Below are 21,031 nucleotides of genomic sequence, written 5' to 3' on the forward strand. Positions count from 1 at the left end.
GTCGACTGCACTCCACCCTCGGGATGGTCCCACCCGCGGAGCACGAGGAGACCTACTGGGCCGGGCACGCTACAATCACCGAGTCACCTGAGAGGGTGGCTCAGCCAATCTAACGGTGGCAACAAAACCGTGACGGTTCATATCGCGTGGCACCAGTGAGAGGCCTGCGGTGGAGGCCATTTCAATGACAGCGATGGAGCCTTCGTCGCTATCGCCGGTGAACTCTAGCCATCGGGAGCGTACCTCCTGGCCAACCGGGCCAGTGACGTGGGAATTGTGGAAGCGCGAGTTGGGGCGTTGAGACAGGATCTCCAGGGTTCCCTCACCACCGTCGGGTACAGGGAACTGGTCCACGCGCACACCAGGAAGTACCCGGCGCGCACCAGCTGCGATGCCGTCGGCGACTTCTACGGCGGAGAGGGACTCCTTGAAACCGGATGGTGCGACAAGGATGCGGGCCGGGGAGTACATGGTCATAGACATAAGAAGTGTCCTTTCTGGTTGAAGTTAAGCGAATAGTGGCAGGCCGAGTGCCGGCCACACGACGAAAGCGAACAGCAGTGTGGCTGCGAGAAACATGGGTGCGAGTAACCCGGAGGTGCGGAGCAGCTCCTGGTTGCTAAATCGGGGGTTCTCGTCGTCGCCGCGGAAGATTGTTAGCGGCTTTGCCGAGGCGGGGAGCGTGTGGCAGAAACCTGCTGCCGCGGTGGAGATGAACGCGGCGGCCACGGGGTTGACGCCTGCGACGGGGGCGGTGGCGATGACGATCGGGATGAGTACCGCGGAGCGTGCGGACCGTGACTGGATGACTAGGTGAGCGACCGTGGAGACCAGGATGATCATCACCACGTAGAGCCAGCCCGGCAGTTCGCCGAAGGCCATGGTGGCCAGCGAGTGCGCGGCACCGGACTCGGTGAGCGCTTGGGCTAGGGCGACCGTTGCTGCCATGAATAGGAGGAGGTTCCACGGTACTTTCTTGATGGCGTCGCCGAAGTTCGTGATTCCGATGACTGGCGAGGATGCCAACAGTGCTGCCAAGACAGCCACCAACGAGGGCGGGATGCCGTGCAGGTTCTCTGTGAACCACAAGACGATGGCGCTGCCCAGGATGCTCAGGGCCATGACCTCGTCGCGCTGCATCCGGTTGGAGAGCGGATGGTCGCGGGTGAGCTTGCGGCGCGTGATGGATAGTTTTTCCGCGCGCTGTTCGCCTGTGGAAAATGCGCGGAAAATGATCTCTGCTGCGGCGTGCGAGACGATGAGTGCGTAGGGGAAACCCAGCACGATCCAGCGGGAGAAACTGATGGCTTCGAATCCGTTGCCGGCGAGTACCTGGTTGGTGATCAGGTGGGCGCCGGCACCGATCAGTGATGCGACGGCGGAAAAGAGCACGACCGACGGCAAGCTCAATGCCAGGACGCGCCGCAACCATTCGGGAACCACCTTTGCGATGGTGATAAAGACCGGCAGGATTAAGGCTGCTCGCCCGGACGTGGCCGGCACCGCGAATGCTGTCAGCACCGTCGCAAAGGTCAAAAGATGAACAAGTGCGTGCGGGCTGGATACACCCACGGTCAGGGCTACCGCGGCGCGGTGGGCCAATCCGGAGGAAGTAATCGCGGTGGAGAGGATGAACGCGCCGATCAGCAGCCACGTGGTGTCGTGACCGAGTGGTGCGAACATGGCATCGACACTGATGATGTCGAGAAGCACCACCGCGGACACCGAGACTAACGCCACATAGGTGTCGGGGACGGAGGAGAAGATCCAAAACCAAATCGCTGTAGCAAACACCACCAGGGTGGTGCGGGCCTCCGGCTCCAAGGGGGTGGGCAGCAGCCAGAACATGACGATCGCGATGGCGGTGATGATCTGGATGAGAAGCTTCGGTGTCCACCGCAGTTCCGGCAGGAAGTCGTCGCCATAACCCGCGGGAGGGGAGAGGTCATACTCCGGTGGAGGAGTGGTGGAATACCTCGTCGGCAAGCTCATTACTCCTCCACGTGTTCTTCATCGTCTGGGTAGGTCAGCGGGGCGGGGATGGTCACGCCGATGCGTGTGCCCAGCTCCGGCTCCGATTCCACCCAGGCGTGGCCGCCGTGGATGTCGGCGACGATGCGGATGATGGCGTGCGACAGGTGGGGTTGGTCGGAGAGCGCCTCAATGGCCAGGGGATCCGGGTCCCACTCGAAGAATGCGGGCAGGTGCTCTGCCTCGATCACACCGGCGCTGTCGGCGGCGTCGATGGTCAGTTCGCCGTCGACAAACTCCATGCGCATAGCGACGATCGCCTCACCGGAGCGAATGTGTGCGGAGCGGGCGACATGGCGTGCAGCCAGAACGATCAGATCAGGGGAGAGCTCAACGTTGAGGTCCTCAATATTCTTTGAGGAGAAACTGACCTGGGCGCCGATCTCGTCGCGTACCGCGGTACGGATGCGGGTATACAGGTGGTCAAGGGTTGCCGGCGTGGCCGGTGGAATCCGACGACCGACAGGCAGATCCTGCAGCGTGCGCAAAGCATCGAGCGTGTGCGCCTTGCCATTGGCGGAAGAGCCTGCTGTTTCCAGTTGATGGACGGTGCGGCGCATCACGCCGCGGTGGGCCTCGTCGGTGGCGTCGACACGCGTCAGCATGGTGTTAAACGTCGTTGCCAGCGCGTCGGCATCGGGGTGGCCTGTTGTCTCCAGCGTGGAGCCAGGCTTGACCAAACTCAGGTCCTGGGCCTCGCGGCCAACTTGGCGCACCGGATTAATCAGCCGGCCGGCGACGATCCACGCGATGATGATGGCAATCAGCGCGGAGCCAAAAGCAATCAGCGTGATCAGCCGCAGGTTCGCGCCGACGATGGCGCGGTCTTCCTCAAGGAACCTTGCGACGATCAACGTGGCGTCCTCAGAACCAGCAGTGATGGAAACCTTGCCCCACTGCACTTCGCCGTGGGCATTGTCATCGAACCCACCGGACGGTGCAGGCGAGGCCAGAACGTCGGTGACTAACGGTCCTTCCGCGGACAAGGGGCGGGGAGCCGTGGAGTTTTCCACCAGCTTCCCATCCACTACCGCCGCGATGGCCTCCCCAGAATCGGGGGCCTGCCGGGATAAGTACACCTCGAGCAGCCGGGCCGCGTTGTTGATGGGCTCGCCAGTGTCTGGGTCCTTGGCGGTCTCCGCGAAGGTTGTGAACTCATCGATCTCTTGGGCAATGTCCTCTGATGCTTCCTGCGTGGTCACAGAATGCATCACCTGCCGGGTTGTCAGCAGCATCACCGTGAAAGACAAGGCGATGAGGACAGCGAAGATTCCAACTATGCGAGTGCGAAAATCTCGACGCATAGGGGTGGTCCTCCTTGGTTAGAGTCAGGCGAAATAAATTCGTCAATAACGTCAATAACCAAGTATGGAACCGCAGCGTGAAGCAAAGATGACACCAGAATGAGGAAGCTTTCATTCTGGGTTTGCAGCCCTTCGGGCAGCAAGAACGGTGCTTAGAGAGTGGAAGGACGCGCCACAAAAATCGTCGATAAGCGCTTGCCCTTTTCCTGCACCAAGGCCACAACGCGCCCATCCGGGCCCACCGCGGCGTGGACGCCCTCCAGCCCGCGCGGCTCCAACCACTTGCCCATGGCCAGGTCCGCAAACTCCTGCTCAGTCACGTCTAGGTGCGGCCACACGCGCTTCAACGCCTCATCAATGCTCAAAGAAAAAGTAGGGGAGTTCTCCAACTCCTCCAGCGTCCGAGAATCCCCCAGGGTAAAGCTCCCCACGGCCTCTCGTCGCAAAGCGATCAAATGTGCACCGGTGCCCAGCGACTGGCCGAGGTCGCGCGCCAAAGCCCGGATATAGGTGCCGGAGGAACAATGCACACGCACATCCACATCCACCAGTTGGTCGTGGCGGCGCGTATCGACGATCTCGAAGCCGAACACCGTCACCGGGCGCGCCGGGATCTCCACCTCCTTGCCCTCGCGGACGAGCTCGTGGGCGCGCTTGCCGTCGATCTTGATCGCGGACACCGCCGAGGGCACCTGCATGATCTCCCCGGTCAGCTCCGCCACGGCTTGGGCGATCTTGGCATCGGTGACACCAGAAGCATCGGTAGAGGCGATGATCTCCCCGTCGGCATCTTCCGTGGAGGTGGCCTGGCCCAAGCGAATCGTCGCAGCATACACCTTGTCGTGAGCGACCAGATGCGCCAGCAACTTCGTGCCCCGGCCCACGCCCGCTACCAGCACGCCTGTGGCCATCGGGTCCAACGTGCCCGCGTGCCCCACCTTGCGCGTGCTGAAGAAGCGGCGCAGCCTGGCGACGACGTCATGGCTAGTCATGCCTTGGGGCTTATCGACGACGACCAATCCGGAATCCGCCAAAGGGTCGTGCTGGTGTTCATGCTGGGGATGATTCATAGCTTTACAGTATGCCGTAATCTAATGGTCGTGGATATTTGGAACGGACTAGATGCAGTCCCCGACGAACTCGCTGCCTCGGTGGTCACCATCGGCGTCTTCGACGGGGTACACCGCGGTCACCAGCGCCTCATCGGCGAAGCAGTGGACACCGCACGCGAGGCAGGACTGCCCAGCGTGCTGATGACCTTTGACCCCCACCCAGTTGCAGTCTTCGCTCCAGAACGCACCCCCACGATGCTGACCACCCTTGAAGAGCGCGCCGAACTCGTCGCAGCACTTGGCGTGGACAACCTCCTCGTCGTCGATTTCACCAAAGAGCTCGCAGGAGTCTCCCCAGAAGCGTACTTCCGCCAGGTGCTCGTCGATAAGCTTCATGCGCACAGCGTGGCCGTCGGTGAAAACTTCACCTTCGGGGCAGGGGCGGAAGGCACCGCCGACACTATGTGCGAGCTGGGCAAGCGCCACGGCGTCAAGGTAGAGATCGTGGATTTGCTTGTCGACGACGACCACCGCGTCTCCTCCACCTATATCCGCGAGCGGCTATCCGCCGGTGATATCCCCGCCGCCAATGAGGCGCTGGGGCGGAACTATTCGGTGGAGGCTGAGATCGAACGCGGCGCAGGTCGCGGGGGCAAGGAACTGGGGTACCCCACCGCGAACCAGTACTTTTCTGAAAGCGTCGCCTTACCCGCTGATGGCGTCTACGCAGGCTGGTTCACGGTGCTTGACGACGAACCCATCGAGGGCGATATGCAACCCGGCGAGCGCTATCCCGCGGCGATCTCGATCGGGACAAACCCGACCTTTGGGGACCACCGCCGTTCCGTGGAGTCCTTCATTCTGGATCAGGACGCGGACCTGTACGGGCGGATCGCCAAGGTGGAGTTCGTCGAAAAGGTTCGTGACATGGTGAAATTCCATTCAGTAGAGGAATTGCTGGAGAACATGGCGCGCGACGTGACCAACACGCGCGAGATGCTTGGCCTACAGTAGGGTGTGTTCTTTTCAAATTTTTAAGGAGGCCACCCCTTTTATGGCACGTAAGATCATCTTGGACTTGGACACTGGCATTGATGATGCCCTCGCGCTGGCATATGCGCTTGGCTCGGAGGAGCTTGAGCTGATCGGTGTGACCGGAACCTACGGCAATGTTCTGGTGGAAACCGGTGTGCGCAACTCGCTGGCGATTCTGGAACTGTTCGGCCGCACCGATGTCCCCGTGTTCGCCGGCCCCGACCATGCGCGCAAGCGAGAGTCCTTCGAGGTGCTCGAGGTCTCCGAGTTCATCCACGGCGCCAACGGAATCGGCGAGGCGGAGCTGCCGGAGCCGAAGCGCGAAGTGGAGCGCAAGTCCGCCGTCGACTTCTTGGTGGAGTCCGTGCGTGAGTACGGCGACGACCTGGTGATCGTGCCCACCGGCCCATCCACCACCATCGCAGCGGCGATCGGGGCTGATGAGGACTTCGCTGCCAACGCGCACATCGTGATGATGGGCGGTGCCCTGACCGTTCCGGGCAACGTGTCCGCGTGGGCTGAGGCCAACGTGAACCAGGACCCTGAGGCGACCGACCTGCTGTTCAAGAAGGCGCAGGACGTCACGATGATCGGCCTGGACGTTACCCTGCAGACCTTGCTGACCAGCGAGGAAACGGCCAAGTGGCGCGCGCTGGGAACGACGGGTGGCAACTTCCTGGCCGATGCCACCGACTACTACATCAAGGCCTACGAGACGACCAGCCCGCACCTGGGTGGCTGTGGCCTGCACGACCCGCTCGCGGTAGCAGTGGCAGTGGACCCAAGCCTGGTGACCACCATCCCGATGAACATGAAGTGCGACACCGAAGGCGCCACCCGCGGCCGCACCATCGGCGATGAGACCCGCCTGAACGATGCCACCAAGACCGCCCAGGTGGCCGTCGGCGTGGAAGTGCAGCGGTTCCTGGATGAGTTCATGCAGCGCTTGACCGCTTTGGCCAAGGACACCCCAGCCGCCTAAACCACGGGTACTGTTTGGTTTTCCCTCCGACCTCAGGTAATGTTTTCTGAGGTCTTCCGCATGTGTCACTGTGGTCCACAGCAGTGCGCGCGGGCACAAGACTTTTTCCGAAGAATGTGGACTGAAATAAACAAGGAGTACATCTCATGGCATTGTCCACCGAGAAGAAGGCTGAAATCCTCAAGGAGTACGGCCTGCACGAGACCGACACCGGTTCCACCGAGGCTCAGGTTGCCCTGCTCACCGAGCGCATCAACAACCTCACCGAGCACCTCAAGTTCCACAAGCACGATCACCACTCCCGTCGTGGTCTGTTGCTGCTGGTCGGTCGTCGTCGCGGTCTGCTGAAGTACCTGGCAGACAACAACGTCGAGCGTTACCGTGAGCTGATCGCCCGCCTGGGTCTGCGTCGCTAAGAACGGTTCGCTTTTCGACGAACACCTACCACCTGTTTCCCTCTGTTTGAGAGGGGAGTAGGTGGTTTTTCTTTTGCGCTTTTCCACCCAGCACCGCAAACTGCTGGACCTAAAATGTTGGAACAGGGGCCCGCGGCGGCCCGAAGCGGCGAAAAACGCCCTAATCCAACAGTTCAGCTTCGACAGTTTGGCAGAATGGCGGGAACCCCGTGGCGGGCTGGGCACTCCACCAGCTGGCCTGATAGTATGGCGCAGGTTACCAAACATCTTTTAAGCGGCGGCACCGAAGATCGCCGGGATTGACCTAAAGGAAAGGGATCCTTCTTTGAGTAACTTCACTCCTGATAACTCCGTGGAATTCCATTTTGATGAGGATTACGGAATTACTGAAGCTGTAGCGTCTATCGATAATGGCGACTTCGGCACACGCACCATCCGTTTCGAAACTGGCCAGCTCGCACGCCAGGCTGGTGGCTCGGTGACCACCTACCTGGACGACGACAACATGTTGTTGGCCACCACCACCGCGTCGAACAATCCGCGTGAGAATTTTGACTTCTTCCCGCTGACCGTCGATGTGGAAGAGCGCATGTACGCAGCTGGCAAGCTGCCAGGTGGTTTCTTCCGCCGCGAAGGTCGCCCGTCGACCGAGGCAATCCTCGCGTGCCGTCTGATTGACCGCCCGCTGCGCCCGACTTTCGTGAAGGGTCTGCGCAACGAAGTGCAGATCGTGATCACCGTGCTGTCGCAGAACCCTGATGACTACTACGATGTGGTCGCCATTAACGGTGCCTCTGCTGCAACGCAGCTGTCCGGCCTGCCAGTCTCTGGCGCCGTGGGCGGCGTCCGCATGGCACTGATCGCCGATGACAAGCACCCTGAAGGCCAGTGGGTCGCCTTCCCGAACTATGAGCAGCACCAGCGCGCACTGTTTGAGATGGTTGTTGCTGGCCGCATGGTCACCCGCAAGCAGGGGCGCAAGAACGTCGACGATGTTGCGATCATGATGGTTGAGGCCGGTGCTGGCGTCAACGTGGTCGAGCAGGTCAACAATGGTGCGATCGCCCCAACCGAGTCGGTTGTCGCAGAGGGCTTGGAGGCTGCGAAGCCATACATCCAGACGTTGTGCGAGGCACAGGCTGGCCTGGCGGAGCGTACCGCGAAGGAGACCGAGGAGTTCCCACTGTTCCCCGACTACACCGAAGAGGTGTACAAGGCAGTGGACAAGAAGGCCCGCAAGAAGCTGGGCGAGATCATGACGATTGCCGGCAAGCAGGACCGCGACGAGGCTTCCAACGAGCATATGGAAGACATCGAGGACGACTTGCTGGACAAGTTCGAGGATGATCTTGGCGAGGAGGCCGCCTCCAAGCAGATCCGCGCAGCGTACAACGCCGTGATGAAGGAGGTTGTGCGCGGCAAGATCCTGTCCGAGGGCTACCGCATCGACGGTCGTGGCACCACCGATATTCGTGACCTAGGCGTTGAGGTCGACCTCATCCCACGCGCTCACGGCTCCGCACTGTTTGAGCGCGGCGAGACCCAGATCCTTGGTGTGACCACCCTGGACATGCTGAAGATGGAGCAGCAGCTGGATTCGCTCCACCCGGAGAAGTCCAAGCGTTACATCCACCACTACAACTTCCCGCCATACTCCACTGGTGAGACTGGCCGTGTGGGCTCCCCGAAGCGCCGCGAGATCGGCCACGGTGCTTTGGCTGAGCGCGCGCTTGATCCGGTAATCCCTTCGCGCGAGGAGTTCCCGTACACGATCCGCCAGGTCTCTGAGGCTCTGGGCTCCAACGGCTCTACCTCGATGGGTTCGGTCTGTGCCTCCACGTTGTCGCTGTACAACGCGGGTGTCCCACTGGCTGCCCCTGTCGCGGGTATCGCGATGGGCCTGATCTCTGGTGAGGTCGACGGCAAGACCGAGTACGTCGCCCTGACCGATATCTTGGGTGCGGAGGACGCGTTCGGTGACATGGACTTCAAGGTCGCCGGTACTCCGGACTTCATCACCGCTTTGCAGCTGGACACCAAGCTGGACGGCATTCCTTCAAAGGTTCTGGCAGATGCGCTGGAACAGGCGAAGGAAGCACGTGAGGCGATCCTGGAGACCATGGCTGAGGTCATCGATGGCCCAGACGAGATGAGCCCGTTCGCACCGAAGATCACCACGATCAAGGTACCTGTGTCCAAGATCGGCGAGGTCATTGGGCCGAAGGGCAAGACCATCAACCAGATCACAGATGACACCGGCGCAAATATCTCCATCGAGGATGACGGCACCGTCTTCATCTCTGCCGCATCTGGAGAGTCCGCTGATCAGGCGATTGAGAAGGTCAACTCGATCGCTAATCCGCAGATGCCGAAGGTGGGCGAGCGCTTCCTGGGCACCGTGGTAAAGACTGTCGCGTTCGGCGCGTTTGTGTCGCTGACCCCGGGCAAAGATGGCCTGATCCACATCTCCAAGCTCGGTGGCGGCAAGCGCATCGACAAGGTGGAAGACATCGTCAACGTGGGCGACAAGGTCCAGGTCGAGATCGCCGACGTGGATAACCGCGGCAAGATCTCCTTGGTCCCAGTCGACGAAGACTAAGGCAGATCGCGCTTAACGACGAACGGCCGGCTCCTCGAAATTCGAGGAGCCGGCCGTTTTTCGTCGACAAGCGAACTAGCTCTTAATGTCGATAACAAGGCGAGCGGGGTTCTCCAAGACGGAGACGCTGTAGGGGCGCGGCTTGTCCAGCCCGATGAAGAACTGAGAGTCCGCCTCAAAGGTGCCACCGTATGTAACACCCTGGACATTGCCGGCTGCCTTGTCCATCGGGCCGACGGACTTCAGCAGCGGGTTGTCGGTATTCATCATCGCGGCCGCGGTGCCGTGAACCATGACCTCTAGCGTGGCGGGGCCGGCGACGTCGATAGGCATGCCGGAGGCTTGCTGCAGGGGTTCCTCGACGTAGCCAGCGTGGTAGCTGGGGAGCCCTTCGCCGGCGAACTCGAGGACGAAGCGGTCGAAGCCATCGTGGGATCCGACGCGGATGTCTTTGATGTCCAGGTCTGCGTAGGCCCCGCCGTTGCTTTCCTCCCAATTTGTTGTTGGGTCGGTCGATGCGGCACCCAGCATAGCCAGGGCCGTGTCGTTGGAAGGTTCGGTGTCGACAGGGGAGGTCTCTGTGGAGGTTTCCGTGGTGGTGTCGGTGGTTTCGACGGGGGATGTCGCCGTCGTCGTCACGGTTTCTTGTGCTTGGTCTTGTGTTTGGGTGTCGTCGCTGGACGAACAACCCGCCAGCACGACGCCCGCAACCAGTGGGATGGAAATGAGTGCGAGTGTCTTTTGTTTCATAAGTTAAAGGTAACCCGAGGCGCGGACCCAGGTAAAGGAAATGTCGCGATCGTAAGCGAATCGTTGTCTGGCATCGGGTTGGCACTGCCAAGGTGCCTGCCGCTGCCCCATATCGAAAGCGCGGGGAATAGACTAGGCGGAAGAACGTGCGCGCGGCGCACCACAGCGAAAACAACTTCGAAGGAGTACAACTATGGCAATTAAGGTAGGCGTTCTCGGCGCCAAGGGGCGCGTAGGTTCGGCGGTTGTCGCTGGTGTGAAGGCGGCGGATGACCTTGAGCTGGTCGCGGAGATTGATGCTGATGATTCCCTCGATGCCCTCATCGATGCTGGCGCAGAGGTCATCGTCGACTTCACCACGCCCAATGCCGTGATGGGCAACCTCGAGTTCTGCATTAACAACGGCATCCACGCGGTCGTCGGCACCACCGGTTTCGATGACGCGCGTTACGACGAGGTCCGCGGCTGGTTGGAGAACAACCCAGAGGTCGGGGTACTCATTGCCCCGAACTTCGCCATCTCCGCGGTGCTGGCCATGGCTTTTGCGAAGCAGGCAGCCCCATTCTTCGAGTCGGCGGAGGTTGTGGAATACCACCACCCGAACAAGCTGGACGCGCCTTCGGGCACCGCGGTGAAGACCGCACAGGGCATCGCCCAGGCGCGCAAGGACGCCGGCATGGAGGCGATGCCGGACGCTACGGAGCAGGCCCTCGACGGCTCTCGCGGCGCCGATGTTGATGGCGTGAAGGTGCATGCCGTGCGGATGACCGGCATGGTCGCGCACGAGGACATTGTGTTTGGCACCAAGGATCAGACGTTGACGATCCGCCAGGATTCCTATGGCCGCGATTCCTTCGTCCCCGGCGTGCTCACCGGCGTGCGCAACGTGGAAGAGCACAAGGGCTTGACCATCGGGCTCGATTCCTACTTGGGTCTGTAGGGGAGCGGTCACGATGGCGCAGCCAACTCGGCTTGATGTTCAGCTGATCGCGGCAACCCAGTTTTCTTCCCCGGACGATGTGGAGTGGCAGGCCGACAAGACGGCCACCGATGCCGAGGGCCTCGTGGAGTTCGCCGGGCGCGCGTGCTATGAAACCTTCGACAAGCCGAACCCGCACACGGCTACCAATGAGACCTACCTGCGGCACATCATGGAAGTCGGTCACCACGCACTGCTGGAGCATGCGACCGCCACGATGTACGTTCGCGGGCTGTCCCGCTCGGCGACACACGAGTTGGTGCGTCACCGGCATTTCTCCTTTTCGCAGCTCTCGCAGCGTTTTGTGCATTCGGACACGAACCACGTGGTCGTGCCGGATCTCATCTCCCAGGACGAAGACTTGACCCGCTTGTTCCTGCGCAGCGTCGATGAGTCCCGCTTCGTCTATGAGGAGTTGCTGGACGCGCTGGAAGAAAAGCTTGCCGACGAGCCCAACGCCTTACTGCGGAAGAAACAGGCCCGCCAGGCTGCGCGCGTAATTTTGCCGAACGCAACGGAATCACGCATCGTCGTCACGGGCAATTACCGCACGTGGCGCCACTTCATCGCCTCGCGCGCCACAGAGCACGCCGATGTGGAAATCCGCGGCCTCGCCATCCGTTGTTTAGAGATTTTAAAGCAGCAAGCGCCGACGCTTTTCGACGACTTCCTGGTCACAACGTTGACCGATGGGTCGAAAATGGCGGCGAGCCCCTACATTAACTAGCGAAACAAAAGCGCATGCGCGACCCTTCTACTGTGGCGGGTTGCACACGCGACTAAGGAAGAAGGTAACCTTGAGCCTCATGGGCACTACTTTGACAGCACAGGTCGGAGCATCTGACTTCGGCACCGTCTGTGTCGCCATGGTCACGCCGTTTGACCGCGGTGGCGCACTTGATCTCGACGCAGGTCGAAAGTTGGCCGCCCACCTGGTGGACAACGGTATTGACTCGCTTGTCCTCGCAGGCACCACGGGGGAATCGCCAACGACGACCACGGAAGAAAAGCTGGCGTTGCTCAAGGCGGTCAAGGAAGAAGTAGGTGACCGGGCGAAGCTCATCGCCGGTGCCGGCACCAATGACACGGGCACCTCTATTGAGCTGGCGAAAGCCTCTGCGGAGGCTGGTGCTGACGCTCTGCTAGTGGTCACCCCGTACTACTCGAAGCCCTCACAGGAGGGCCTGGTCCTGCACTTCACGGCAGTGGCCGGTGCGACGGATCTACCGATTTGCCTCTATGACATTCCTGGCCGCTCGGGTATCCCGATCGCCGGGGACACGATTCGTCAACTCGCGAAGCTTCCGACCATCAAGGCGATGAAGGATGCGAAGGGTGATATGTTTGAGGCAGCCCCATTAATTCAGGAAACTGGTCTTGCCTGGTACTCTGGCGACGACCCGTTGAACGTGCCATGGCTTGCGCTCGGTGCCACCGGCTTCATTTCGGTGATTGGGCATGCTGCGCCGGCACTTCTCCGTGAATTACACACAAGCTTTGAGGAAGGCGACCTCGCCCGTACTCGGGAAATCAACGCCAACACCATGCATGTGCTTGCTTCTCAGCAGGCGATTTTGGGTGGTGCAACATTTGCTAAGGCAGCCTTGCGTTTGCAGGGCTTGGATGTCGGGGAACCTCGGTTGCCGGTCGCTGCTGCTAGCGACGACCAGATCGAGGTTCTTCGGGATGATTTGAAGAAGGCTGGAGTCCTCTAAATATGAATGAACCCCGTAATCGGTCCCGGAAGGTCACGCGAAAGGCTGGCCCGCCGGAGACCGGAGACCAGGCGCCTGTATTCCAGGCTGCCGACGGTGCGAAGAAGGGTGACGCACCCAAGAAGGCGAACAACAATAACAACGGCAACAACAGTAATAACGGAAATAACAACAATAACCGTGGCCGTCGCCGTCGTGGACGTGGTGGGCAAAACCGCCGCAACCCAATGAAGTCCATGCAGGGCACCGACATGACTAAGCGTCTGCCCGCTCCTCCGAAGGCACCGCAGAACGGCCTGCGCATTTATGCCCTGGGCGGTATCTCTGAAATCGGTCGCAATATGACGGTCTTCGAATACAACGGCCGTCTGCTTATCGTGGACTGTGGCGTCTTGTTCCCCTCCTCGGGCGAGCCAGGCGTGGACCTGATCCTGCCGGACTTCGGACCCATTGAGAAGAAGCTGGATAAGGTTGAGGCCCTCGTCGTTACGCACGGGCACGAAGACCACATCGGTGCTATCCCATGGCTGCTGAAGCTGCGCCCGAACCTGCCGATTTACTCGGCGAAATTCACTAACGCGCTGATCGCGGCGAAGACGAAGGAACACCGTCAACGTCCGAAGCTGCATGAGGTGAACAAGGACTCGGAGATCACCGTTGGCCCGTTCAACATCCGTTTCTGGACGGTGGGCCACTCGATCCCGGACGCGCTAGGCCTGTCCATCCGCACTGGCGCGGGCCAGGTCATCATGACTGGCGATATCAAGCTGGATCAAACGCCTTATGACGGCAAGCCCACTGACCTGCCTGCCCTGTCGCGCTTTGGCGACGAGGGCGTGGACCTGATGATGTGTGACTCCACGAACGCCACCACCCCGGGATTCTCTGAATCTGAGGCCGGCATCGAGGAGAACTTCATCCGCCTTGTGCGCGAGGCAAAGCAGCGCGTCATCTTGGCGTCCTTTGCTTCCAACGTTTCGCGTGTGCAGATGGCAGTGAACGCTGCTGTCGCTGCGGGCCGCAAGGTGGCCTTCAACGGCCGTTCGATGATGCGCAACATGGAGATCGCCGAGAAGATGGGGTTGTTGAAGGCGCCGAAGGGCACCATCATCTCCATCGACGAGGCCTCCAAGATGGCTCCGCACCGCGTGCTGCTGATCACCACTGGTACTCAGGGTGAGCCGATGGCTGCGTTGTCGCGCATGTCGCGTCGTGAGCACCGCCAGATCACGGTCCGTGAGGGTGACTTGATTATCTTGTCGTCCTCGATGATTCCGGGCAACGAAGAGGCCATCTTCTCTGTGATCAATAACCTGGCCCAGATTGGCGCCACCGTGATCACCAACAAGGATGCGCACGTGCACGCCACCGGCCACGGCTACTCCGGCGAGCTGCTGTTCCTGTACAACGCGGCACGCCCGAAGAATGCGATGCCGGTGCACGGCGAGTGGCGCCACATGCGCGCCAACAATGAGCTTGCAATCTCTACCGGCGTGAAGCGCGAGAACACCGTGCTGGCACAAAACGGCGTGGTGGTTGACTTGGTCAACGGCCACGCGAAGGTTGTGGGCCAGTACCAGGTGGGTCACCTCTACGTTGACGGTGAAACGATGGGTGAGGTCGAGGCCGACGTGCTGGCGGACCGCACCAACTTGGCTGCCGGTGGCGTGGTGTCGATCACCGCGGTCATCGATTCGCGCACGGGCCGCCTGATGGAAAAGCCTGCCGTTTCGACCACGGGCTTCTCCGAGGACGACCGAGGTGTAGTGCCAGAGGTTGTGCAGCTTGTCGAAGACACGATGAACGATCTGGCAGCGGAGCGGGAAAATGACCCGTACCGTATGGTGCAGCAACTTCGTCGTAAGGTATCCCGCGCCATCGAGCAGAAGTACAAGCGCGAGCCAGTCATTCTGCCGACCGTGGTTCCCGTGACCGAGGACGATACTCCGCTTGACGACGAAGACGTCCAGGCAGCTCGCGAGTCGCTCTAAGCGTCCTCGCATTAAAGCAGCCCACTAATTCATGCGCCTCAGCTATGCTGGGGCGCATGTCTTTTGCTGCAACAGAACGGTCGCGCCTTGCAGATACGCTGCTGCGCGTAGGCCCTAATGCCCCGACTTTGTGCCAGGGGTGGGAAACCCGCGACTTAGCGGAACACCTGTACGTCCGCGAAAATAATCAGCTGGCGCTGATGCCCGGGGTGGGTAAAGTTTTCGCAGATAAAATTTCGAACCGTGATTATGCTGACCTGGTAAAGGACTGGGCAGCGGGGCCACCTCTGTTGCTGAAGCCCGTCGATTCGATGATGAACACTGCCGAGCACTTCGTCCACCATGAAGATGTGCTGCGCGGCGACGGCGTAGCCCGGCCGCGCGAGTTCAGTAAGGCCGTGAACAAAGAACTGGCTTTGTTGGCTGGTCGCTTCGGAAAGCTGCTGTTGCGTTCTGCTCCGGTTCCTGTCGTCTTGTCGCCGACGACGTTGCCGCCGATGACGGTGGGGGATCGGCGTGGGGTGGCCGAACAAGGGGACGATGTTGTGCGGGTGGTTGGTGAACCGGGCGAACTGTTGCTGTGGGTTTTTGGTCGCGACGTTGTTGAGGTGACGGTGACCGGAGACCCACAGCATGTTGGGCAGTCAAGGGGCTAGACCTGACGCGACGAGGCGCGAGATAGCAAAAATTACGCACGTGCCCGGTGTGGCAAATGTGAACAATGTGATTCCTGGGGTTATCCTTGGAGCATGTCTGTCAAGAATTCCCCGTCGCGCTCTACGCGCCGCTCTTCCAGCGGCCCGAAGAGCCGAGCAAGCGGTAGCAAGTCGACCCGTTCCACGAGTCGCACTACCCGTTTAGCGCGCCCGCACACTACATCGACTACTCAACTGGCTGCAGACACAGCTGATGAGCGGGTGGGGTCCGCCTACAAGGCGGTTGGCTCCACCTTCGGTGCGATCGCGCGGGGCACCGCTAGGGGATTGGGTTCCATGACACGCGGCGTCGCCTCTATCGGCTCGAAGGTGGGCCGACGACGCGACAACGAGGATCACGAAGAACACAGTGAGTACGACGACGAGGGGGATAAGGACATCGCAGCGCAGGAAGAAACTACCGACGATTCTTACGACGAGTCTGGGGATGCTGACAACACCCAGGGCAGGGGAATTACCCGTGGCGGTGGATCCCATCGCGGGGATACCGTCGGACTTGTCCTGATCGGCCTGGCCGCCGTTCTTGGTGCATCAGTCTGGCTGGACATCGCAGGGCCGATCGGCGCTGCTATTGCTTCGGTGACCCACCTCATCATTGGTGCGGGCGCACTGGTCCTTCCAGTCGTACTCGTCGCCGTTGCGATCATGCTCATGCTGGATTACCGCGCCGACAAAAACACGAAGACCCGCATCGGCGTGGGTGTTGGGCTGATCGCGGTGGCCATGCTGTCGCTGATGCATATCTTTGCCGGTAACCCAGCGGAATGGGAAGCCCGAAAGATCGCTGGTGGCGCGATTGGTGCCTTCATCGGCGGGGGCCTGTCCGCCGGCTTTTCCTCCTACGTGGCCGTCCCACTGTTGATTTTGATCATCATTTATGGGGCGTTGATGATCACCGGGGTGACCGTACGCCAACTGTTCAACCAGATTGGTGACTTTGTTTCCTCGATGGGCTCACGCAATTTCACCGACGATTCAGACGACGAAGAAAAGGACTCGGACGACCGTTACGCCCATGTGGCCGAGGATGTCGACGACATCGCCGAGAAACGCAAACGCACCAGCGCAACGCGATCCTTCCGGTCGGCCCGCCCCAAGCGGCGCCGGGCGGCCTCCTCGCCGTTGGAGAACTACCCAGCGGATGAATCAGCACAGCAGCACACACTCTTCGCTGATCCCCGCGAGTCTGCCGAAACGCCGAGCGATGAGTTTAACCCGAACGCGGAGCCAGAACTCGACGATTCCGATGCAACGACCGTCCTGCCCGCGGAGCCGAAGCCAGCTAAGCGTGCGCCGTCGCGTCGTCGACAAGCGAAATCTGCCCCGGCACCGAGCGTCTCCCACGACGACACCGATGAAATTCCTGTGGTCGACGAACCGGCAGAAAACAGTTCGGACGCGGTGACCACCTCGCTGGAAAAGACCCGCCAGGCGATCATCGCGCGATCGGGAATCGATGCTGGCGCAGTTCCAGCGTCCACGCCGAAATCCGAACTAGAGAAGAGTGAGCCCGCGCCACAGGCGCGCACGCCGGAACCTACCACCGACTATGTATTGCCGTCGACTGATTTGCTAGTTGCCGGCGATGTGCCGAAGACGCGCACCGCGGCTAATGACCGCATGATCGAGGCCATCACCGAAGTCTTCGACGAGTTCAAGGTCGATGCCCAAGTCACCGGCTTCTCCCGTGGGCCGACAGTCACGCGCTACGAGGTCGAGCTAGGCCCTGGCGTGAAGGTGTCCAAGATTACGAACCTGCAGTCGAACCTGGCTTATGCCGTAGCCACCGATAACGTGCGCCTGCTCACCCCGATCCCGGGGAAGTCAGCCGTGGGTATTGAGGTGCCGAATGCTGACCGCGAGATGGTGCGTCTGCGCGACGTCCTGGACGCGCCGAAGATCCGCGGTAATCATGACCCGATGCTGATCGGCCTGGGCAAGGACATTGAGGGCGAATTTGTCGCGCACTCGGTGCAGAAGATGCCTCACCTGTTGGTTGCGGGTTCTACCGGCTCCGGTAAGTCTGCGTTTGTGAACTCCATGCTGGTCTCGCTGCTCACGCGCGCAACGCCTGAGGAAGTCCGCCTGATTCTGGTGGACCCGAAGATGGTGGAGCTGACGCCTTATGAGGGCATCCCGCACCTGATCACCCCGATTATCACGCAGCCGAAGAAGGCTTCGGCCGCGCTGCAGTGGCTGGTGGAGGAGATGGAGCAGCGCTACCTGGACATGAAGTCCGCGCGCGTGCGTCACATCAAGGACTACAACGCGAAGGTTCGTTCCGGGGAGCTGCAGTCACCTCCGGGATCCGAGCGGGAGATGAAGCCTTATCCCTTCATCGTGTGTGTGGTCGACGAGTTGGCCGACCTGATGATGACCGCGCCGAAGGAGATCGAAGATTCGATCGTGCGCATTACCCAGAAGGCACGTGCCGCTGGTATCCACTTGGTGCTGGCGACCCAGCGCCCTTCGGTGGATGTGGTGACCGGTCTGATTAAGACGAACGTGCCTTCGCGCTTGGCGTTCGCCACCTCGTCGTTGACCGACTCCCGCGTCATCTTGGACCAGGCCGGTGCAGAGAAGCTGATCGGCATGGGTGACGGCCTCTTCATCCCGCAGGGCGCGGGCCGTCCACAGCGCATGCAGGGTGCTTTCGTCACTGACGAAGAGGTTCAAGCCGTGGTCGATGCCGCCAAGAACCAAGCGGAGCCGAACTACGTCGAGAACGTCACCGAAGAGAAGGCCTCCGACAAGAAGGTCATTGACGATGACATCGGCAAGGATATGGACGATCTGCTCGAGGCCGTCGAGCTGGTTGTCACCTCCCAGCTGGGCTCGACCTCGATGCTGCAGCGCAAGCTGCGCATCGGCTTCGCCAAGGCGGGACGACTGATGGACTTGATGGAATCGCGCGGGGTGGTGGGTCCCTCTGAAGGGTCGAAGGCCCGCGAGGTGCTGGTCAAGCCCGAGGAGCTGGACACGATCATCTGGATGATTAAGGGCGCCGACCCGGCCGAAGCACCCAAGGAGGTCCTTGAGGAGCAGGCGCTTAACGACGATGCCCCTGCCGAATCTGGTGACAGCGATACCGATGGTGGCGACGCAGACACCCGCGTTGTCCAAGCAACCTACAATCCTTCGGGAGGCGCCTTCTAAACCAGTTCGTTTTCAGTATTGTTGAACGCATGGATACTAAGAACACATATCTTGATCTGATCAACCGTACTGAAGCACAGCTGGATAAGATCCCAGCGCTGACCGAAAAGCAGCTCAACTACAAGGCTGCCGGCCACCCGAACTCGGTGGCGTGGAACCTGTGGCACACCGGCCGTGTGCTTGATGGCATGATCGCCCCTGTAGCCGGCACCACCCCGGTGTGGGAGGAGCAGGGCTTCCGCGAGAAGTTCGGGCTGGGCGATGTCGCTGAAGGCACCGGCTTCGGGCAGTCCAAGGAAGAAGCAGCGCAGATCTATGTGCGGAAGCATTCGCTGTTGGTGGACTACATCAAGGCGGGGCTGGACCAGCTGCGCACCTTTGTGAACAGCCTGGAGACCCACCAGTGGGATGAGATTATTGGTGAATTCCATGGCAAGCCGGAGAAGCGTCAGGACCGTATTTCGCTGGTTTTGGTCGATTCGCTGCAGCACATTGGCCAGGCGGCTTTCCTCGCCGGCGCGACACACAATAAATAGTGTTATCAGGTATAGTCGGTTCGTATTCGGAGGGGAGTACCCCGACAACGGCTTCGATCGTCATCACGGGTGGCACCTAAAATAGGCTGTCACCCCGGTCGAGCCGGCCAACCCTATCGGTAATGGTGGGGGAGACCTCCGGTCACATTCATCTACCTAAGCGACCGGAGGGTTAATACCTTTATGTCTGTGCCTTTATGGGTCTGGGTTGTCACGCTTGTCGTGATCGCCGGATTCTTCATTTTTGATTTCTACTCCCACGTCAGAGTTCCCCACGAACCGACTCTGAAAGAGTCCGGGTTCTGGACTCTTTTTTATGTCGGCTTGGCGTTAGTCTTCGGCCTCGTCGTGTGGTTCGGTTGGGATGCCGAACATGGCCTGCAGTACTACACGGGCTATGTGACAGAAAAAGCCCTCTCAGTAGACAACCTGTTCGTGTTCGCCCTGATCATGGGCGCCTTTAAGATTCCGCGAAAATACCAACAGAAGGTGCTGCTGCTGGGCATTGTGATCGCTTTGATCGCGCGCTTGGTCTTTATTCTGCTGGGTGCTGCTGTCATTGCCGCATGGTCGGATGTGTTCTACATCTTCGCCATCTTCTTGCTGTACACCGCAATCAAGTTGATTTACGACGAGGCCACCGACCAACCGGAGACCGATCCGAACGATATGGCCATCGTTAAGTGGCTGCGTAAGGTCGTCCCAGTCACCGCTTCGTACCACGGTGATCAGCTGACGACGAAGGACCACCGCGGTAAGTTCGCACTGACCCCATTGTTCGTGGCTCTCGTAGCCATCGGCCTGGTTGACGTCATGTTCGCCTTCGACTCTATCCCTGCGATCTACGGCATTACTTCTGAGGCATACCTGGTGTTCACCACCAACGCCTTCTCCCTGATGGGTCTGCGCCAGATGTACTTCCTGCTCGATGGCCTGCTGGACCGCCTGGTCTACCTGCCGTACGGCTTGGCACTGATCCTGGGCTTCATTGGTGTGAAGTTGCTGCTCCACGCACTACACGAGAACAACCTGCCGTTCATTAACGGTGGCGAGAACTTGAACGTGCCAGAGGTTCCAACCACTTGGTCGCTGGTGATCATCGTGGGCATCCTTGTGATCACCGTCGTGGCGTCCCTGATCAAGGACAAGCGCGATGAGGCCCAGGGCGGCAAGCGCGGCCCGAAGACCCGCATCGACTATGACGACCACGGCAACCGCCGCAAGGTGGACTCCCGCGGCCGCCACATTGAGTGGATCGATGATCCGGCAACCTCAGGAAAGGGTGACCACACCGCTACCGGCTCGCGCGATGTGGACCACCTAGAGCCAGAACCGCATCCGGACGATCTTTAAAGAACATAAAGAACACGCCTGCCCGCACTGCAACACAAAGACAGTGGGGCAGGCGTTCGTCGTTAAGCGCCAGTATGGAGGAGCTAGACCTCGTCGAAAATGTTCAGCACAGGGTTCCACTCGCGCACCGTGCGCGCGGCGATGGCCTTCTCAATGTGGAAAGGATCATCGTTCATGAGCTGGATGGCATCGTCGATGGACGCGGGGTCCTCCAAGCGGATGATGATCAGTGCCGAGCCCAGGCCGTCAGTGTAGGGGCCGGAGGCAACCAGCTTGCCCTGGTCCTTCAACGAGCCCAAGAATTCGCGGTGCTTGGGGCGTAGAGCGACGATTTCTTCGGCTTCGTCGGCGTAGGTGTAGTGAACTGCGAAGTATTTCATAAGGTTCATCTTAGCGGCCTTGGGGTGGCACGGAGC

The 21,031-nt window shown here is 60.4% G+C and carries 18 protein-coding genes; 12 read left to right on the top strand and 6 right to left on the bottom strand.

Going from position 1 to position 21,031, the window contains the following annotated elements; translation table 11 throughout:
• Window positions 1-75 precede the first annotated feature (75 nt).
• The 4 genes from B097_RS0103400 to truB all read right to left on the bottom strand — a co-directional run bounded on the left by B097_RS0103400 (window position 76) and on the right by truB (window position 4,405).
• On the bottom strand, window positions 76-483 hold the full coding sequence (locus B097_RS0103400) for a glycerate kinase (RefSeq protein ID WP_018581141.1): 408 nt from the start codon (window positions 481-483) through the stop codon (window positions 76-78).
• Between the two features lie 24 nt (window positions 484-507).
• Window positions 508-1,992 carry an SLC13 family permease gene (locus tag B097_RS0103405; protein ID WP_018581142.1) on the bottom strand — a complete coding sequence of 495 codons (1,485 nt, stop codon included), beginning with the start codon at window positions 1,990-1,992 and terminating at the stop codon, window positions 508-510.
• Entirely contained in the window at window positions 1,992-3,335 is a 1,344-nt protein-coding gene (locus B097_RS0103410; protein WP_018581143.1) for an ATP-binding protein, read from the bottom strand. The genes B097_RS0103405 and B097_RS0103410 overlap by 1 nt, the downstream gene beginning before the upstream one ends.
• Before the next feature lie 152 nt (window positions 3,336-3,487).
• Window positions 3,488-4,405 (bottom strand): tRNA pseudouridine(55) synthase TruB, encoded by a 918-nt coding sequence (truB, locus tag B097_RS0103415; protein WP_018581144.1) that lies wholly within the window; start codon window positions 4,403-4,405, stop codon window positions 3,488-3,490.
• 30 nt (window positions 4,406-4,435) lie between these two features.
• Between truB and B097_RS0103420 the strand changes: the two genes are divergently transcribed.
• The 4 genes from B097_RS0103420 to B097_RS0103435 all read left to right on the top strand — a co-directional run bounded on the left by B097_RS0103420 (window position 4,436) and on the right by B097_RS0103435 (window position 9,419).
• Window positions 4,436-5,401 carry a bifunctional riboflavin kinase/FAD synthetase gene (locus B097_RS0103420; RefSeq protein ID WP_026254274.1) on the top strand — a complete coding sequence of 322 codons (966 nt, stop codon included), beginning with the start codon at window positions 4,436-4,438 and terminating at the stop codon, window positions 5,399-5,401.
• A 40-nt stretch (window positions 5,402-5,441) separates the two neighbouring features.
• Window positions 5,442-6,404 (top strand): nucleoside hydrolase, encoded by a 963-nt coding sequence (locus B097_RS0103425; RefSeq protein ID WP_018581146.1) that lies wholly within the window; start codon window positions 5,442-5,444, stop codon window positions 6,402-6,404.
• Between the two features lie 146 nt (window positions 6,405-6,550).
• The gene (rpsO, locus tag B097_RS0103430; protein ID WP_018581147.1) at window positions 6,551-6,820 is read left to right on the top strand and encodes a 30S ribosomal protein S15; all 270 of its coding nucleotides are present in this window, start codon (window positions 6,551-6,553) and stop codon (window positions 6,818-6,820) included.
• A gap of 325 nt (window positions 6,821-7,145) precedes the next feature.
• Window positions 7,146-9,419, top strand: a complete 2,274-nt coding sequence (locus tag B097_RS0103435; RefSeq protein ID WP_018581148.1) for a polyribonucleotide nucleotidyltransferase — start codon at window positions 7,146-7,148, stop codon at window positions 9,417-9,419.
• A gap of 75 nt (window positions 9,420-9,494) precedes the next feature.
• Here B097_RS0103435 and B097_RS13085 read toward each other — a convergent pair whose 3' ends face one another.
• Window positions 9,495-10,169: an AMIN-like domain-containing (lipo)protein gene (locus B097_RS13085; RefSeq protein WP_018581149.1), complete on the bottom strand. Its 675-nt coding sequence runs from the start codon at window positions 10,167-10,169 to the stop codon at window positions 9,495-9,497.
• Window positions 10,170-10,362: 193 nt separating this feature from the next.
• On the opposite strand from B097_RS13085, the gene dapB reads away from it, so the two are divergent.
• From dapB to B097_RS0103480, 8 genes are all read left to right on the top strand, one after another.
• Entirely contained in the window at window positions 10,363-11,109 is a 747-nt protein-coding gene (gene dapB, locus B097_RS0103445) for a 4-hydroxy-tetrahydrodipicolinate reductase (RefSeq protein ID WP_018581150.1), read from the top strand.
• Window positions 11,110-11,122: 13 nt separating this feature from the next.
• The gene (gene thyX, locus B097_RS0103450) at window positions 11,123-11,875 is read left to right on the top strand and encodes an FAD-dependent thymidylate synthase (protein WP_018581151.1); all 753 of its coding nucleotides are present in this window, start codon (window positions 11,123-11,125) and stop codon (window positions 11,873-11,875) included.
• Window positions 11,876-11,954: 79 nt separating this feature from the next.
• Window positions 11,955-12,863: a 4-hydroxy-tetrahydrodipicolinate synthase gene (gene dapA, locus B097_RS0103455; RefSeq protein WP_018581152.1), complete on the top strand. Its 909-nt coding sequence runs from the start codon at window positions 11,955-11,957 to the stop codon at window positions 12,861-12,863.
• A gap of 2 nt (window positions 12,864-12,865) precedes the next feature.
• Window positions 12,866-14,854: a ribonuclease J gene (locus tag B097_RS0103460; RefSeq protein ID WP_018581153.1), complete on the top strand. Its 1,989-nt coding sequence runs from the start codon at window positions 12,866-12,868 to the stop codon at window positions 14,852-14,854.
• A 56-nt stretch (window positions 14,855-14,910) separates the two neighbouring features.
• Window positions 14,911-15,510 (top strand): TIGR03085 family metal-binding protein, encoded by a 600-nt coding sequence (locus B097_RS0103465; protein ID WP_051078010.1) that lies wholly within the window; start codon window positions 14,911-14,913, stop codon window positions 15,508-15,510.
• A gap of 93 nt (window positions 15,511-15,603) precedes the next feature.
• Window positions 15,604-18,726: a DNA translocase FtsK gene (locus B097_RS0103470; RefSeq protein WP_026254275.1), complete on the top strand. Its 3,123-nt coding sequence runs from the start codon at window positions 15,604-15,606 to the stop codon at window positions 18,724-18,726.
• Window positions 18,727-18,755: 29 nt separating this feature from the next.
• A complete protein-coding gene (locus tag B097_RS0103475; RefSeq protein ID WP_018581156.1) occupies window positions 18,756-19,262 on the top strand; it encodes a DinB family protein in 507 nt (168 codons plus the stop codon).
• A 183-nt stretch (window positions 19,263-19,445) separates the two neighbouring features.
• Window positions 19,446-20,615: a TerC family protein gene (locus B097_RS0103480; protein WP_018581157.1), complete on the top strand. Its 1,170-nt coding sequence runs from the start codon at window positions 19,446-19,448 to the stop codon at window positions 20,613-20,615.
• Between the two features lie 83 nt (window positions 20,616-20,698).
• On the opposite strand, the gene B097_RS0103485 is transcribed toward B097_RS0103480, so the two are convergent.
• Complete coding sequence (locus B097_RS0103485) at window positions 20,699-20,995, bottom strand: YciI family protein (protein ID WP_018581158.1); 297 nt, start codon at window positions 20,993-20,995, stop codon at window positions 20,699-20,701.
• Between the last annotated feature and the right edge of the window lie 36 nt (window positions 20,996-21,031).

Origin of the sequence: Corynebacterium pilosum DSM 20521 = CIP 103422, assembly GCF_000373805.1 — a bacterium.
Classification (GTDB): domain Bacteria; phylum Actinomycetota; class Actinomycetes; order Mycobacteriales; family Mycobacteriaceae; genus Corynebacterium; species Corynebacterium pilosum.

Coding starts and splice junctions, on each gene's coding strand:
- B097_RS13085 (WP_018581149.1), bottom strand. CDS start 10,169: ATGAAACAAAAGACACTCGCACTCATTTCCATCCCACTGGTTGCGGGC.
- B097_RS0103400 (WP_018581141.1), bottom strand. CDS start 483: ATGTCTATGACCATGTACTCCCCGGCCCGCATCCTTGTCGCACCATCC.
- B097_RS0103405 (WP_018581142.1), bottom strand. CDS start 1,992: ATGAGCTTGCCGACGAGGTATTCCACCACTCCTCCACCGGAGTATGAC.
- thyX (WP_018581151.1), top strand. CDS start 11,123: ATGGCGCAGCCAACTCGGCTTGATGTTCAGCTGATCGCGGCAACCCAG.
- B097_RS0103475 (WP_018581156.1), top strand. CDS start 18,756: ATGGATACTAAGAACACATATCTTGATCTGATCAACCGTACTGAAGCA.
- B097_RS0103460 (WP_018581153.1), top strand. CDS start 12,866: ATGAATGAACCCCGTAATCGGTCCCGGAAGGTCACGCGAAAGGCTGGC.
- B097_RS0103485 (WP_018581158.1), bottom strand. CDS start 20,995: ATGAAATACTTCGCAGTTCACTACACCTACGCCGACGAAGCCGAAGAA.
- truB (WP_018581144.1), bottom strand. CDS start 4,405: ATGAATCATCCCCAGCATGAACACCAGCACGACCCTTTGGCGGATTCC.
- rpsO (WP_018581147.1), top strand. CDS start 6,551: ATGGCATTGTCCACCGAGAAGAAGGCTGAAATCCTCAAGGAGTACGGC.
- B097_RS0103470 (WP_026254275.1), top strand. CDS start 15,604: ATGTCTGTCAAGAATTCCCCGTCGCGCTCTACGCGCCGCTCTTCCAGC.
- B097_RS0103425 (WP_018581146.1), top strand. CDS start 5,442: ATGGCACGTAAGATCATCTTGGACTTGGACACTGGCATTGATGATGCC.
- B097_RS0103410 (WP_018581143.1), bottom strand. CDS start 3,335: ATGCGTCGAGATTTTCGCACTCGCATAGTTGGAATCTTCGCTGTCCTC.
- dapB (WP_018581150.1), top strand. CDS start 10,363: ATGGCAATTAAGGTAGGCGTTCTCGGCGCCAAGGGGCGCGTAGGTTCG.
- B097_RS0103480 (WP_018581157.1), top strand. CDS start 19,446: ATGTCTGTGCCTTTATGGGTCTGGGTTGTCACGCTTGTCGTGATCGCC.
- B097_RS0103465 (WP_051078010.1), top strand. CDS start 14,911: ATGTCTTTTGCTGCAACAGAACGGTCGCGCCTTGCAGATACGCTGCTG.
- dapA (WP_018581152.1), top strand. CDS start 11,955: ATGGGCACTACTTTGACAGCACAGGTCGGAGCATCTGACTTCGGCACC.